The 14,850-nt window shown below is 64.3% G+C and carries 10 protein-coding genes; 5 read left to right on the forward strand and 5 right to left on the reverse strand.

The window, feature by feature from the left end; all coding sequences use genetic code 11:
• The first annotated feature begins 13 nt into the window (after positions 1–13).
• Positions 14–3,070 (forward strand): TonB-dependent receptor, encoded by a 3,057-nt coding sequence (locus tag ACW170_RS10330; RefSeq protein WP_492086606.1) that lies wholly within the window; start codon positions 14–16, stop codon positions 3,068–3,070.
• 62 nt (positions 3,071–3,132) lie between these two features.
• Here ACW170_RS10330 and ACW170_RS10335 read toward each other — a convergent pair whose 3' ends face one another.
• The gene (locus tag ACW170_RS10335; RefSeq protein ID WP_492086607.1) at positions 3,133–4,986 is read right to left on the reverse strand and encodes a glycoside hydrolase family 9 protein; all 1,854 of its coding nucleotides are present in this window, start codon (positions 4,984–4,986) and stop codon (positions 3,133–3,135) included.
• Between the two features lie 169 nt (positions 4,987–5,155).
• On the opposite strand from ACW170_RS10335, the gene ACW170_RS10340 reads away from it, so the two are divergent.
• Positions 5,156–6,679, forward strand: coding sequence for a tryptophan halogenase family protein (locus ACW170_RS10340; RefSeq protein WP_492086608.1), 1,524 nt, complete (start codon positions 5,156–5,158; stop codon positions 6,677–6,679).
• A 143-nt stretch (positions 6,680–6,822) separates the two neighbouring features.
• On the opposite strand, the gene ACW170_RS10345 is transcribed toward ACW170_RS10340, so the two are convergent.
• Entirely contained in the window at positions 6,823–7,086 is a 264-nt protein-coding gene (locus ACW170_RS10345) for a hypothetical protein (protein WP_492086609.1), read from the reverse strand.
• 318 nt (positions 7,087–7,404) lie between these two features.
• On the opposite strand from ACW170_RS10345, the gene ACW170_RS10350 reads away from it, so the two are divergent.
• Positions 7,405–8,382: an aldo/keto reductase gene (locus ACW170_RS10350; protein WP_492086610.1), complete on the forward strand. Its 978-nt coding sequence runs from the start codon at positions 7,405–7,407 to the stop codon at positions 8,380–8,382.
• A 294-nt stretch (positions 8,383–8,676) separates the two neighbouring features.
• On the opposite strand, the gene ACW170_RS10355 is transcribed toward ACW170_RS10350, so the two are convergent.
• From ACW170_RS10355 to ACW170_RS10365, 3 genes are all read right to left on the reverse strand, one after another.
• Entirely contained in the window at positions 8,677–9,642 is a 966-nt protein-coding gene (locus ACW170_RS10355; RefSeq protein WP_492086611.1) for an alpha/beta fold hydrolase, read from the reverse strand.
• Entirely contained in the window at positions 9,639–10,406 is a 768-nt protein-coding gene (locus ACW170_RS10360; protein WP_492086612.1) for a cytochrome P450, read from the reverse strand. The genes ACW170_RS10355 and ACW170_RS10360 overlap by 4 nt, the downstream gene beginning before the upstream one ends.
• 713 nt (positions 10,407–11,119) lie before the next feature.
• Positions 11,120–12,235, reverse strand: a complete 1,116-nt coding sequence (locus tag ACW170_RS10365; RefSeq protein WP_492086613.1) for a GAF domain-containing protein — start codon at positions 12,233–12,235, stop codon at positions 11,120–11,122.
• A gap of 137 nt (positions 12,236–12,372) precedes the next feature.
• Here ACW170_RS10365 and ACW170_RS10370 point away from each other — a divergent pair, with 137 nt between their 5' ends.
• Positions 12,373–13,989 carry a GMC family oxidoreductase gene (locus ACW170_RS10370; RefSeq protein WP_492086614.1) on the forward strand — a complete coding sequence of 539 codons (1,617 nt, stop codon included), beginning with the start codon at positions 12,373–12,375 and terminating at the stop codon, positions 13,987–13,989.
• 136 nt (positions 13,990–14,125) lie between these two features.
• Positions 14,126–14,839, forward strand: a complete 714-nt coding sequence (locus tag ACW170_RS10375) for a winged helix-turn-helix domain-containing protein (protein WP_492086615.1) — start codon at positions 14,126–14,128, stop codon at positions 14,837–14,839.
• Positions 14,840–14,850 lie beyond the last annotated feature (11 nt).

Raw genomic sequence — 14,850 nt, forward strand, 5'->3', positions numbered from 1 at the left:
CCTCGGGGGAAACATGCGCGACACAATTCACACTCCGACAGGCGATTTGCGCGGTCGCCGTCTGATGCACGGGGTTTCGGCTCTCGCCATCGGCGCGATTCTGTTTGCCGGTTCGGCCGTGGCCCAGACCGCCGACGCCGCGCCTCAAAGCCAGGACGAGGCCGTCGACACGGCCGACGCGACCGATGTTCAGGAGATCGTGGTCACCGGCATTCGCGCCAGCCTGCGCAGCGCGCAAAGGATCAAGGAAAACTCGGACGTCTTCGTCGACGCCGTCACTGCGGACGATATCGGCGCCCTTCCGGACCGGTCCGTGACAGAGGCGCTTCAACGCGTGCCTGGCGTCTCGATCAACCGTTTCGCCGGCGCCAACGACCCCGACCACTTCTCGGTCGAAGGCTCCGGCGTCGTGATTCGCGGCCTGAACTTCGTCCGTTCCGAGTTGAATGGCCGGGATACCTTCTCGGCCAACAACGGTCGTGATCTGTCTTTCGCCGATGTTCCGTCCGAGCTGCTCGGCAGCGTCGAGGTCTTCAAGAACATGTCGGCCGAAATGATCGAAGGCGGCATCGGCGGCACCGTCAATCTCAACACTCGAAAACCCTTTGACGCGCCGGGCCGCACCTTCGCTTTCACGACCGAGGCGAGCTGGGGCGACATGCGCAACAATATTGCGCCGACCGTCTCCTTGCTGGGCAGCGATCGCTGGGAGACTCGGTATGGAGAGTTCGGTCTTCTGCTCAGCGGCGTCCACTCCGAACTGGATTCGCGGGCCGAAGGTCTGCAGTCGCTCAACTATCGCCTGACGACGGTGGACGGTCAGGATCGCTGGACGCCGTCCGGCCTGGCCTTCCGCACCCAGGAATTCGACCGTCGCCGCGACGGCATCGCGGCCGCAGGCCAGTGGCGCTCAAATGACCGCAAGATGGTTGCGACCCTGCAGTATCTTCGGTCGGATTCGCAACAGGCCTGGCTGGAAAGCGCGATCGAATCCGTCGTCGACGACAGCGGCAATCGCACCGCCTTCGCCGGGACGAACTGGACCTATAACGGAGACGGAATCTTTACCGGCGGGGCGATCACGTCCAATGCCGATTGGCGATCAGCCGACCCCTCCGTACCGCTCAACGGAATCCAGCACCTGTTCGTGAAACGCGGCGTGGTGCAGGACTATCTGACCAGCGATTACGGCTTCAACTTCAAGTGGGCGCCGACGGATCGCCTTCGGTTCAACTTCGACGCCCAGTATGTCGATTCCACCGTGGATGCGGTCGACTTCCAGCTGACCAATTCCTTCTTCGCCGTCGACGTCCTGGATCTGACCGGCGATCTGCCGTCGCTGAACTTGCTCGCGCCCGACGGTGGCGACATCGACGCCTATCTGGCCGATCCTGCCAACTATTTCTGGCGTAACGCCATGGATCATATCGAACAGAGCGAGGGGGACGAGACCGCGTTCAAGGCCGACGCCGAGTATGATCTCAGCGCGGGCTGGATCGAATCCGTCAAGGGCGGCGTCCGGTTCGCCGAGCGCGATCAGACCACGCGCAACTCCGCCTACAACTGGGGGGTCATGTCGGAAATCTGGAACGGGGTTACCGGGCCGGTCTGGTTGGACCAGGGCGATGTGACGACCCCCCGGCTCACCGGCGGCCTGGACCACGCCTCGCCCTACAGCTTCAACGCCATGGGCGTGCCGGTCACGGCTTACGGCTATGCCGGGAATCCTGGCCGTTCGTATGCCGAGACGGCGGCCTTCGCTCAACAGATGAACGCCATCTGGGGCGGCAATGGCTGGACGCCGCTGGCGGCACGGTCAAACGTGGTCCCCGGCACGCCTTTCACGCCGGGCGAGATCAACACCACGAACGAACAGACCAGCGCTGCCTATTTGATGCTGAGGTTCAACAACGGCGCCGAGCCGGTGTGGGGCCAGAGCGTGGCGATCAGCGGCAACCTGGGCGTCCGCTACGTGGAGACCAAGATCTCCGCCGAAGGCGCCTTGAGCTTCCCGACTCAGGCTCAGGTCTTCACCGGCACCTGCGCGGCGCCGGTCGGCGGCGGCGATCTGCCGGCCTTCTGTCGGCTGACCCCGGCGCAGCAGGCGGCTGCCCTGGCCTTCGCCACGGGAGCCTCCATTCCCGAAACGGCCGAGCACAGTTACGACAACTGGCTGCCCAGCCTGAACGTCAAATTCGGCCTGACGCCCGAGTATCTGATCCGCTTCGGCTATTCGGAAGCCATCCGGCGTTCGGACCTGGGCTTGACCCGAGATCAGGTGCCCATCCAGCCCCGCGTCATCGACAATAATTTCCTGGGCTTCGAGGCTCAGGCCGGCAACACCTTCCTGAACCCGATCAAGTCGCGTCAGTTCGACCTATCCAGCGAATGGTATTTCGCGCCGACCGGTTCGCTGACCCTGTCGCTGTTCCACAAGACCCTGACGGATGTGATCACCAACGGCTATTATGATCGCACCGTGACCAACAACGGACAGACGTTCGACGTCTATGTTCGCGGACCGGTCAACAGCACCGAGGAAGGCACGGTTCAGGGGCTGGAGCTGGCCTATCAGCAGTTCTATGACTTCTTGCCCGGTTGGCTGTCCGGCTTCGGGATTCAGGCCAACTACACCTACATCGACAGCTCGGGCGTGCCGCAGGAAAACCTGGACGCCGGCAAGGCCAATCCGGGCGGCAGCGAGACCGCCATCGACACCAGCCAGCTGCCGTTGGAAGGCCTGTCGGAACACAACGCCAACTTCACGGCCATCTACGAGAACGCCAAGATTTCGGCCCGCCTTGCCTATAGCTGGCGCTCGGAGTTCCTTCTGACCACGCGCGACGAGATCGTGCCCTTCGCGCCCATTATGTCGGACGCGACGGGGCAGCTCGACGGCTCGGTCTTCTATTCGGTGAATGACCGGATCAAGGTCGGGGTTCAGGCTGTGAACCTGCTCAACGAAACGACTCAGACCTTCCAGGTTCTCGACGACAGCCTGCTGGAAGCGCCGAGGTCGTGGTTCCGCAACGACCGCCGCTTCTCCTTCGTGGTGCGCGGCACCTTCTAGTCTTTCTCCTCGCTTCCTGAGCGAAACTGGCGCGCCGTCTTCGGACGGCGCGCCATTCTTTTTCAGTGGTCGTCCACAAAGGCCGCCGCCCAGACCAGGGGGGCGTTCCAGTTGATCGCCACCTCGTTCAGCGCATAGGCGTTGATGTCGTCGACCCAGCAGGTCTGAGGTGCGCAGCGACCGGCAAGGGGCCGGGCGACGTCATCCGTCATCGCCTGATTGTTCGGCCCGCCGGAGACGACGCCGGGCGGCGGAGCGGGATAGGCCGGATCGGCGGCCTTGGCCCAGAAGCGGTGATGGGGATGTTCCATCGGCCGCGCCCCATAGCCGCTGACGAACGACTGATCGAGCGGGTTGCGGCCCAGGACATAGTCCAGCGCCTGGATGACGCCGTTGCGATAGACCCAGTCGCCGGTGAAGTCGAACGCCAAGCCCATGACCACGGCGCGGCTCAAGATCGCTCCGTTGGAACCCCAGGGGTAGTCGACGCCGCCGAAAGGCACGCGGTAGCCCGAGGCCCAGCCTTCTTCCACATAAGCGCGGGCGCCGGCGGCGAGATTGCCGCGCACCTTCGCTCGGTCCGTCTCAGGCAGAGACGAGGGAACGAGGGCCAGGGTAATCGAGCCCAGGCTGGCCACGGAGGCCCAGCTGGGATCACCGGTCGCCGTGGCGCCCGAACGGGGTCCCCCGAGGTAGTAGGGGGATGTCTTCAGCGCCGCGAGATAGGCGTCCGCTCCGGTCGAGACGTAGAGTTCCGCCGTGGCCCAGTAAAACTCGTCCGACAGGTCCTCGTCGCCATAACCGCCCCCACCGTCGAAGGCGTCTCGCGCATAGACCTCGCGGTTGCGCAGGGCGGCGCGGTAGGCGCGTTGAGACGCGCTGGCGCAGCGACGCGCGAAGTCGATGTCGATGTCGCGCCATATCCGCGCGCACTGGGCGGTCACTGCGGCAAGGTTGAGGGTGGCGGCGGTGCTGGGGGGATAGAGAAGCCGCGTCTCCCGGTCGTCGGCCGGCGCGGTGGGCAGAGGCGTCCATTTGGCGTCGTGCACCTTGTGGTGGGCCATGCCGCCGACGTCTCTCGAGGTCAGGGTCTCCGACTGTCTGCCGACGGGGACGAGCGCCTGAACGCCGTCGCGAATCTGCATTTTCAGCAGGAATTCGAGTTCATACCGCGCCTCATCGAGAAGATCGTCGACGCCGTTCCCCGCTTCGGGAATGTCCGTTGTTCCGTCTGCAAAGGCGCGCGCGCCAGGACCGCCCTTCGCCAATGCGCGCTCGTAGCTGTTCAACAGCATCCAGACCGAGATGCCGCCATTGACCACGTATTTTCCGTGGTCCCCGGCGTCGTACCATCCGCCCGTGACGTCGAGGGTGTAATCGCAGCCTGGCCAGACGACGCCAAATCGATCTGCGCCGGAGAAGCAGGTGGCCGACTCATGGGGGTGTCCAGCCGGCCTGGCGAGATCGGCCCGCGACACATGGTCGGCCAGGATCGGAACGCCTGCCCGGTTCTGGTAGAAAAAGGCGAGAGCGTCGCGTTTAAGGGCGCGGTGCGGGTGGTCGAGAACAACGAAGGGAGGGCTCTCCTGATCGTCCACGACCAGACGATAGGCCTCCCCCGGCGTCCGGAGCGCCGAGAAGTCGACGAGGTGCACATGTTCGCCCGAAGCGGCGTCTTGGCCGAAGACCTCGCTGCGGCCTTGGGCCATGGTCTGGCCGGCGGCGTCGAGCACACGCCAGGCCAAGGGCTGGCGTACGGGGGAGGGCAGGGTGGCGCCCTTGGGGCCATGGGTCTCGAAGCCGACCTGGCTCATGCGTATGGCGCGTTTTTCGCGATCAGGGGTCTGACTCTCCGCCGTAACCGACAGAAGAGCCCCCGCGAGGATCGTGGCGGCGAACAGATATCTCTTGAACATGGACAGGTCCCTCCCCGGGGCGGTTCATCCGTCCCCTGTTAAGCGCGTCGATTTTATCAGGTGACAGCGCTGTCACAACAGTTCAGTTGTTCGCCTCGCCACCCTGCGGCATTTCGAACCCTCATGTCGTCGTCGCCCGAGCGCGCGGCGAGCCTTTCACGGACCGATCATGTCAGCACAAACTTCAGAAGAGGCTCGGGTTCGTCGGGTGGTGATCGTCGGCGGCGGGACTGCCGGCTGGATGACCGCCGCCGCCCTGACCCGGCTGGCGGCGCCTTCGGGGGTGGACGTCTGTCTGGTCGAGTCGGAGGCGATCGGCACGGTCGGGGTCGGAGAATCGACCCTGCCTCATATTCGCGCCTTCAACGAACGGCTCGGCATTGACGAGGCGACCTTCGTCAAGGCGACCCAGGCGACGTTCAAACTGGGCATTCGGTTCGACGACTGGCGGGCGGTGGGGGACCGCTATATTCACCCCTTCGGAGACTATGGCGCGCCGGGCGGCGAAGCCCCGTTTCATCACTACTGGCTGCGCGCCGCCAAGCTCGCCGACGTCGGTCCGATCGACGACTACGCACTGGCCGTCGTCGCGGCGCGGGAGGGCCGTTTTGCGCCGCCCGCCGATGATCCCCGATCCATGATGTCGACCTATGGCTACGCCTACCAGCTGGATGCAACCTTGTACGCTCGCTTCCTTCGCGACTACGCTGAAACCAGGGGCGCGAGACGGATAGAGGGGCGGATCGTCGAAGTCGCGCAAGACGGCGAGAGCGGCGCCATCCGGTCGCTGCGTCTGGAGACGGGCGAGACCGTCGAAGGCGATCTCTTTGTCGACTGTTCGGGTTTCCGCGCCCTGCTGATCGAGGGGACGCTGAAGGCCGGTTTCACCGATTGGTCGCACTGGCTGCCGTGCGATCGAGCGATCGCCATTCCGTGCCAGAGCGATCAGCCCACCGTGCCTTACACGACGGCCCGGGCCATGGAAGCCGGCTGGCGGTTCCGGATCCCTCTGCAGCATCGCGTGGGCAACGGCTACGTCTATTCCAGCCGGTTCATCGACGCCGACGCCGCCCTTGAGCGCCTTGCAGCAGAGCTTGAGGGGGCGGCGCTGGCCCCGCCCAACCATCTGAAATTCACGGCCGGTCAGAGGACGCGCAACTGGGTCGGCAACTGCGTGTCCGTTGGGCTTTCATCCGGCTTCATCGAGCCGCTGGAATCGACCAGCATCTATCTGATCCAGATCGCCATAACCAAGCTGTTGGAACTCTGGCCCACCGGCGCCTGTGATCCGGTGTCGGCGGCCGAATTCAACCGTCAGATGGATCTGGAGTACGAACGGATCCGCGACTTCATCATCCTGCACTATTGCGCGACGGAGAGAAGCGACACGCCCTTTTGGGACTATGTGCGCACCATGCCCTTGCCCCCCTCTCTGGCTGAAAAGATCGAGCTGTTCCGCGCGCGGGGGGTCGTTCAGGAATACCGGGAGGGATTGTTCCTCCATCCGAGTTGGGTCGCCGTCTACCTGGGACAGGGCGTCCTGCCTCAAGCGCACCACCCCCTGGCCGATGCGCCCAGCGACGATCAGTTGCTCTCGAGCCTCGCGCGTTTGCGGACCGTCGTTCAGCAGAGCGCTTCGCAGCTGCCGTCTCAAGACGCCTTCATCGCCCGAATGACGGCGGCTTCGGCTTAATTAGGCGAGGGCCCCCAGGCGAGGGAAACCGACGTCGCTTTGTTTGGGCGGGCGAAATGACGACGCGGGGCGGCAGCTTGTCCTTCAGTGAAGTCCGAAACCGGTTTGGGAATAAATGACCACTTCTCTAATCGGGCATGGGGTCAAGCTGGTTTTGATCGTCGGCCTGATCGATCACGAATGCACACGACATCGAAGCCGATTTCCCGGAAGCCATAGGTGAGGTGCTGGGTCAGCGTGCCGGCCTCCAGGCTTACCTGATGGATCGGCTCAAAGAACTCGTTCAGGCCGCGGACCAGGTCCGGCAAATCCGACGACACTGACCGCTCGAGGCGGACCTTTCCGTCGCCATCGATGATGCAGACCGTCACTGAGCGCAGCGACACCTCCAACGCTGCGTAGAACATCGTCGTCTCCCTGAGGCCTGGGACTTGAAGCCCCGTTGTTGGCGCTCTCGTCGTCGGATCGGGAGATGATCCTCTCCGGTTTGACCGGCTGGTGTCGCAGCAGGCGGCCCAGCAGCTTCAAGGCCGCCTGCGTATCGCGGCGGAGCCGCCAGAGGCGTAGAGGCCGCCAATACGGACTTCTAGATGGCCGCTCCACGAGACGATCCGGTTACGCCGGTAACGTCGAGACCGGGATTTGAAATCATTCTGGAACCGCATGGGCGGAGAGGTGGCATGTTCGGGCGGCCTCCGCCGCTGCCGTCTTTTAAGAGCAATCACATGAAAACTCGCGTTCTTGGGTCCGGGCTCAGCGTTTCGGAGATGGGCCTCGGCTGCATGGGGCTGTCGTTCGGCTATGGACCGGGTATCGACGAAGATGAGGCGATCCGGGTCATCCGGGGAGCGCACGAAAAGGGCGTCACCTTCTTCGACACTGCCGAAGCCTATGTCGGGAACGAGGCGTTGGTGGGCCAAGCCCTGGCGCCCATCCGCGATCAGGTCGTCATAGCGACCAAGTTCGGCTGGAAGGGCGGCGATGCGATGACGCACCAGTTGGACAGCACCCCCGATCGTATTCGGCTGGTCGCGGAGCAGTCGCTCACCCGCCTGAAGACCGATCGGATCGATCTCTTCTATCAGCATCGTGTCGATCCGAACGTGCCGATCGAAGACGTCGCAGGCGTCGTCGGCGACCTGATTGCAGAGGGAAAGGTGGCCCACTTCGGTCTGTGCGAAGCCGGAGCCCAGACCATCCGCCGCGCGCACGCCGTCCAGCCCGTCGCCGCAGTGCAGAGCGAATACTCGTTGTTCACGCGAGACGTCGAAACGGAGATCCTGACGACGCTCGAGGAGCTTGGCATAGGTTTCGTGCCCTTCAGCCCGCTCGGCCAGGGATTCTTGAGCGGCAAGATCAACTCGGCTTCGACCTTCGCGCACGATGACATCCGCAGCCTGCTGCCGCGGTTCCAAGCGAAGGCCCGGGAATCCAACCAGCGGCTTGTCCTTGCGCTCCAGTCCATCGCCGAACGCAAGCGCGCCACTCCGGCGCAGGTCGCCCTGACCTGGCTACTGGCCCAGAGGCCCTGGATCGTTCCGATTCCGGGCACGACCAAGCTGCACCGCGTGGAGGAGAACGTCGGCGCCTGCGAAATCGATCTGACTTCGGAAGACCGGGACGAGATTTCCGCAATCCTCTCAAGTCTGCCCGTTCAAGGCGAGCGCGGTACAGACCAGATGATGACGTTGTTGGATCGCTGACAAAGGATCCTGGTCGGATGGGACGGTGCAACCGCGCAAAGACCATCCGACGGGACTTGACCCCCTGTTGCTGCCGCTCTCGTCGTCGGATCGGGAGATGCGGGTCCTCGATCCGGTTGTTCTCTCTGAGGCGGCCGGGGCGGTGAACCTGGGTGGGATCAGCGCTCGAAGGGCCGATCCGTATGACGTCAGGCCGTCCGTCGCGATCACCTCCGCCGGGTAGCGGTGGCGTTTGAACGGCAGCGGCTTCATGACAATCGTCTCCGATCAGCCATTTGAGGCCATCTCCTAGCGTTAGCCTGGCGGCACTGTATTGGTCTCCACCGCGCGCGGCGCATATCCGGCTGACTTCAGAAAACGGATCATGGACTGATTGAAGAGTTCCGGATTCTGCCAGGGTGCGAAATGCCCGCTGTCCGCCAGATACTGAAGATCGGCGCCGGGTATGGCGTCCGCGAGATAGGCGGGGTGTTCAGGCTTGATGAATTCATCTTTCGAGCCCGCGACGATCAGGACCCTGCGCGCCCGAACCAAGGCGAGTTGACCGGGGCCGTAATGAAGCTGGGTTGTCTGCATGCTCCGGACCGCCTGGATCAGAGCCGAGAAGTCCGGGGCCGGCGAAAGCTGCTCATAGTCGGCCGCCAGCCGTGGCCCCACCTGCTTAAGGATTGGCGCCTCGTTTGCGTCCTCTCGAACGCCCTCCAGATCCATATTGGCGCCGAAAGCATAGAGGGGGCCAAGTCGATCGCCGCGATCCATGCCGAGCACGAGCGCCGTTATGGCCCCGTCGCTCCAGCCCACGACCGCAGGTCGGTTCAACTGTAGATGATCGATTACCGAGCCGACATCCTCAGCCAGCTGATCATAGCTCAGAGGCGCCGAACCCATCGTGCTGCGACCATGGCCGCGGCTGTCGATGAGTATGACCTGGTAGCCGGCTTCAAGGAGTACGGGGACCTGTCCGCCCCAGGCCCGGTGGCTGGATAGCCCCCCGTGCAGAAGGATTACAGGCGGGCCGTCGCCGATCACGCCATACCAGAGATGCGCGCCCTCTCGCCAAACGCCGCCCTGTGTAGGAAGCGGAGGCAAGGCGCGTTCGGCGGGCAGGGTTTTGATCGAGTGCGACGGCGGCGAGCAACCGAGAAGGCCGGGCAGGAGTGCGAGCCCCAGGCCCAGCGCCCGCCATGGTATTCTGCTCAGGCGGTCAGCGTGGGGGCGTCGCATGCTGGCGGACGATGCGTTCTCAGAGGCGCGGATCACCACGTCACCTTCAGTTCGCCGATGCGCCGGATTCCCGCGTAGCCCTCCACCTTGACCGGTGGTCCGGCCAGTCGAAGACCAGGAAGCTTGCGGCACAGGGCCATCAGGCCCTCTTCGAGTTCCAGCCGGGCCAGGGCCTCGCCAATGCAGCGATGCGCTCCGGCGCCGAACGCCATATGCCAGCGAGCATGATCCTGCCGGTCGATCAGGAAGGTGTCCGGATCATGGAAGCGAGCGGGATCGCGCATGGCGGATAGGGTCGACAAGGACACCAAATGCCCGGCTGGTATGACCATTCCGTCCAGCGTGATCGCTTCCGTCGAGAACCGGGGAAAAGAGCCGACCGGCGGTTCGAACCGCAGCGCCTCTTCTACGGCGGCCCGCGCACGGTCATGATCTTCGCTGAAGTCGGTCCAATCTGCACCGCGCTCGGCCAGAAGGCTGACCTGCACGGCCAGTGCGCCGCGGGTGGTGTCGCTGGCTCCGATGATCAGCGTGACGATTTGGGCGGCGGCCTCCGCCTCGGTCAGCTCGCCCGCGCCGATGGCGGCGAGCATGTCGTCGAACAGCGTGGCGCCAGCCGTTTGACCGGCGACCGCCGTGTCGAACCACGCTTTCACATAGTCGATAAGCCAACGCGCGCCTTCGACCATGGCGTCCATATCTTCGCCGGGAAGGGCCGGGGCGAAGGCATGAGAGACCTTGTAGACGGATCGCGCGAACGCTTGGGCTTCGCTTGCCGGCACGCCCAGGAGCTGGCTCATTATCAGGGGCGGGAGGGGGGCGCAGAACGCCTGGACCAGGTCCGCCGCGCCATCGGCCTTGAAGCCGTCGATTAAGCCTTCGGCTGTCCTCCGGACCGTATCGCGAAGGGACTCGATGGCCCGGAAGGCGAAGGTGCGCGACAGGGGCGCCCGCCGCCGGCGATGCGCATCGCCCTCGGACAGCAACACCGATGTCGCCAGGAGGTCGAACAGCGGACCCGGCGGGACGCCCCGCATACGTGCATAGAGCGCGCCGTCGATCTGTTGCGTTCGGGGATCCTTGAGAAGCCGTTCGACATCGTCTGCGCGAAGAACGAGGCAGGCGCCGTCCTCCCGCTGGATCACGGGGCTTTTTTGGCGCCAATGACGAAACATGCCGTGGGGGTCGCGCTCCAGGTCCAGCGAGGAAACGACGGGGATGGGCGGGCCTGGCGCAGCAGGCGGCGGAGCAAGCCGCTGGTCCGGGTTGGTCTGACGGTCGTCGTGGGAAGCGGTCGGTGCTGCAGTCATCGCGGGTCCTGTCGGTCGGCACGGCGGCCGTACAGGCGCTTTCGAGCGACGGCCGATGAGACATGTTCGGCGCGCCGTGTCACAGGCGGGCTTCAGGACCCGAGCTTATCGACTACAGATGAAACCCTTTCGTCGGCGCAAGGCCTCGGATGATCGAGCTGAACCGCCTCGATTCGTTCGATGAGGGCGCGCCGTCGCCTCGGTCAGCGGGACTTTCGGTCCAGGGCCTCCATCGCCTGTCTCAGACGACTGTCGGTCGCCCGCAACTTGACCTCATCCGAGACAAGCGCGGCCAAATTCGTAAGGATCGCTCGCTGACTGTCGTCGAGCTTCCGCGGGCGGGTGTCGATGACGCACAGGGAGCCCAAGGTGAAACCGTCTGGATCCACGATGGGGCATCCAGCATAGAAACGGAAGTTCGGGGCGTCCGCGACAGCGGGGTTGTCGGAGAAGCGAGGGTCGGCGGACAGATCCTCTGAAATCATGCAGCTGTTCTGCAGGATGGTGTGATTGCAAAACGCCCAGCTTCTCGGCGTATCGACCATCTCCAGCCCATGGCGAGACTTGAACCACTGCCGGGTGGGCGTCAGCAGGGTGATGAGGGAGATCGGCATGCCGAGCGTCTGCGCCGCCAACCACGTCAGTCGGTCGAACGCGTCCTCAGGTGGCGTGTCGACAAGACCGGAGCGTTCGAGAGCGATCAGCCGTTGCGCCTCATTGCCGGGAAGAGGGAACAACGAAGTCGCCTCCAGAGCGCTGCGCGGTTGATCAGCCCCCCTGGCGGCGGCCTCGGCCGCGTGCGCCAAATCATCCACGCTATCGATGAACCGGACCCGGCCGGCGGTGTGAGACGCTTTGACGAGTGCTTGATGATCTCCGCGACCTACGACCAGTACGATGGTGTGTTGTAGGGCGATATTGGCGCCTAGCGCATGAAGCAGTCCGTCAGACAGGGCGAACGAGTCTGCGTCTATGACCACCGCCGCCGGCGACCGACCGCCTATGTCCAGCATGGCGGAGAACGGCTCGGGATAGGCGTCGATGAAGCAGGATGGGGCGCCTTTTAGCGCGGCTTCGAACGCCGGCAACCGTTCAGGCCGCGCGATGACCACGACCCTTGCTGAGGCTGGCGAGACCTGGATCTCCTGACCTTTGACGAGCGCCACCACGTCGCTTCGGTAAACCCGTCGATGGCCGCCTGGCGTCTTCCAAGAAGGGATCGAGCCGCCCTCGATCAGCAGCTGAGCTGTTCTGACCGACACGCCGAGAATCTTCGCGGCGTCCGTGGTGGTCACGATCTCCTTTTCGGCGGCGTCCATGGTGTCTCCTGCGGCGGATCGCCGGCTCTCGTCAATATGGAGAGGGGCTCGCGCACCGCCATACCACGGCCTAAATCTGATGTATCTGATGGATTTGGTAGATTTGATACCTGATCCGTTGATGTGGAGATTTGAAAATGATGGATGGACCGCAAGCCGATGAGGCGGATTTCGCCGCCCGCGTCGCAGCCAATCAGGCCGAGCGCCTGGGGGCTCTCAGGAAGACTTTCGACTTCATCGTCTGCGGCGCGGGCAGTTCGGGTTCGGTCCTCGCTCGACGATTGGCGGAAAACCCCGCTGTCCATGTGCTGCTGATCGAGGCCGGCGGGAGCGATGATCGGCCGAGTGTCATGGACCCGGCCGCTTGGCCGACCAATCTGGGCAGCGAGACAGATTGGGGATTTGTCGCCGAGCCGAATCCCGAGTTGAACGGGCGGGCCATGCCGATGTCCATGGGCAAGGTTTTGGGCGGTGGTTCAAGCATCAATGTCGGCGTTTGGGCGCGCGGCCATCGCAGCGACTGGGATTATTTCGCCCAGGAAAGCGGCGACGAGTCCTGGGGCTATGCGTCCGTCCTGGACCTCTATCGCGAGATTGAGAACTGGCAGGGCGCGGCTGATCCTATGTATCGCGGCACGGGCGGGCCCGTTTATGTGCAGCCGACTCCCGATCCCGGACCGGCGGCGCTGGCCATGCTGGACGCCGCACTCGAGCTCGGCATCCCCACTTACAACAGCCCGAACGGCCGGATGATGGAGAGCGACGGCGGCTGCGCCATTTCCGACGTTCTCACGCGAGACGGCAAACGCCATTCCATCTTCCGGGCCTTCACCTATCCCTATCTGGATCGGCCCAATCTCACGCTTCTGACCCGCACCCAGGTGAACCGGGTGATCGTTCAGAACGGGCGCGCCGTCGGGGTCGAGACCGTGCGGGACGGCGTGGTCGAACGGTTTGACGCCGCCCATGAGGTCATACTGTCGCTTGGCGCCATCATGACGCCGACCGTCCTGATGCGCTCCGGGATCGGGGATGAGGACGAGTTGCGTGCGGCAGACATCAAGGTCCTTCACAATCTTCCGGGTGTCGGCCGCAATCTGCAAGACCATGTGTCCTTCGGCTGCATCTGGGAATACCGGGAACCGATCGCGCCGCGGAACAGCGGCAGCGAGGCGACGCTCTATTGGAAGTCCGACCCCGCCGTCAGCGAACCCGACTTGTTGTTCTGTCAGGTCGAGTTCCCCGTGCCGAGCCCCGAAACCGCTGGCCTTGGCGTCCCGGAGCACGGTTGGACCATGTTCGCCGGTCTCGCTCACCCCAAGAGCCGCGGTCGGGTTCGCCTCTCAAGCGGAGATCTCCTCTCCCTGCCGCGCATCGAGTTGAACACCTTCAGCCATCCGGATGATCTTCGTACGGCGATCGCCTGCGTCGAACTGTGTCGCGATCTGGGCAATACGCGGGCCTTTGAACCGCTCGTCACGCGTGAAGCCATGCCCGGGCCGCTGGGTCAGGCAGACATGGAGCGTTACGTTCGAGATGCGGCGGTGACTTACTGGCATCAGACCTGTTCGGCCAAGATGGGTCGGGACGCGCTGTCCGTCGTGGACGGCAGTCTGCGGGTCTATGGCGTTGAGGGTCTGCGCATTGCCGACGGATCGGTGATGCCGCGCGTCGCGACAGGCAACACCATGGCGCCTTGCACGATCATCGGTGAAAAGGCCTCGCGCTACATCCGCGCGGCCCACGGGGTCTAGGCGCCGAGCAACGGAGGCGGCCGCCGGCGGGGACCCGGCGGCCGCTGGCTCGGCGAATGGCGGATCGTCCTCGCCCCCCTGCGAGGCCTCGCCCACGCCTCTCCAAGTCTCTTCAAGTCAGGAAAAGTGCTGCTCAATGTTGTACGCGAAAAGACACGTCCTCGTCGTCGACGACAATGCCGCGGCTTGCGATGCGCTGGGCGGATTTCTCAGCGCGCACGCCTTTCAGGTGAGCACGGCGGCCGATGGCGTCGCCATGCGGCGAATTCTCAGGGCTCGGCCTATTGATCTGGTCGTCCTCAATCTTGGCATCGCCCGTGAGGACGGCCTTGATCTCATGCGGGGCGTCGTTGATCGTGACGATGCGCCCGTGATCAGTATCACCGACGCTGGAAGGGGGGAGCCGGACAAGGTCGTCGCGCTCGAACTGGGCGCTGACGACTGCATGAGCACGCCCGTCAGCCCACGGGAACTGCTTGCGCGTATCCGCAGCGTCTTGCGCCGCGCCCGCCCGGCCAAGGTGCGGGAACGCATCCGATGGCGCTTTGACGGGTGGGAACTGGACCTGCGAAGGCGGAGCCTTACTTCCCCGGACGGCGCCCCGGTCAAGCTTACGACAGCCGAGTTCAATCTGCTGACCGCCCTCTTGAGGGCCCCCAGTCAGATCCTGACCCGTCATCAGTTGGTCGCCGCCAGCCGGGTCCATCCCGACGAGGTGAACGACCGCAGCATTGATGTCATGATCCTGCGGCTGCGGCGAAAGCTGAAACCCGCGCCAGGCCATCAGCCCCTCATCCGAACCGAGCGCGGCGTCGGCTATGGACTTGCTGTTCCTGTAGAAGCCTTTTGACCGGTCGTTTG

The organism is Brevundimonas sp. FV2ps16, from assembly GCF_058681075.1.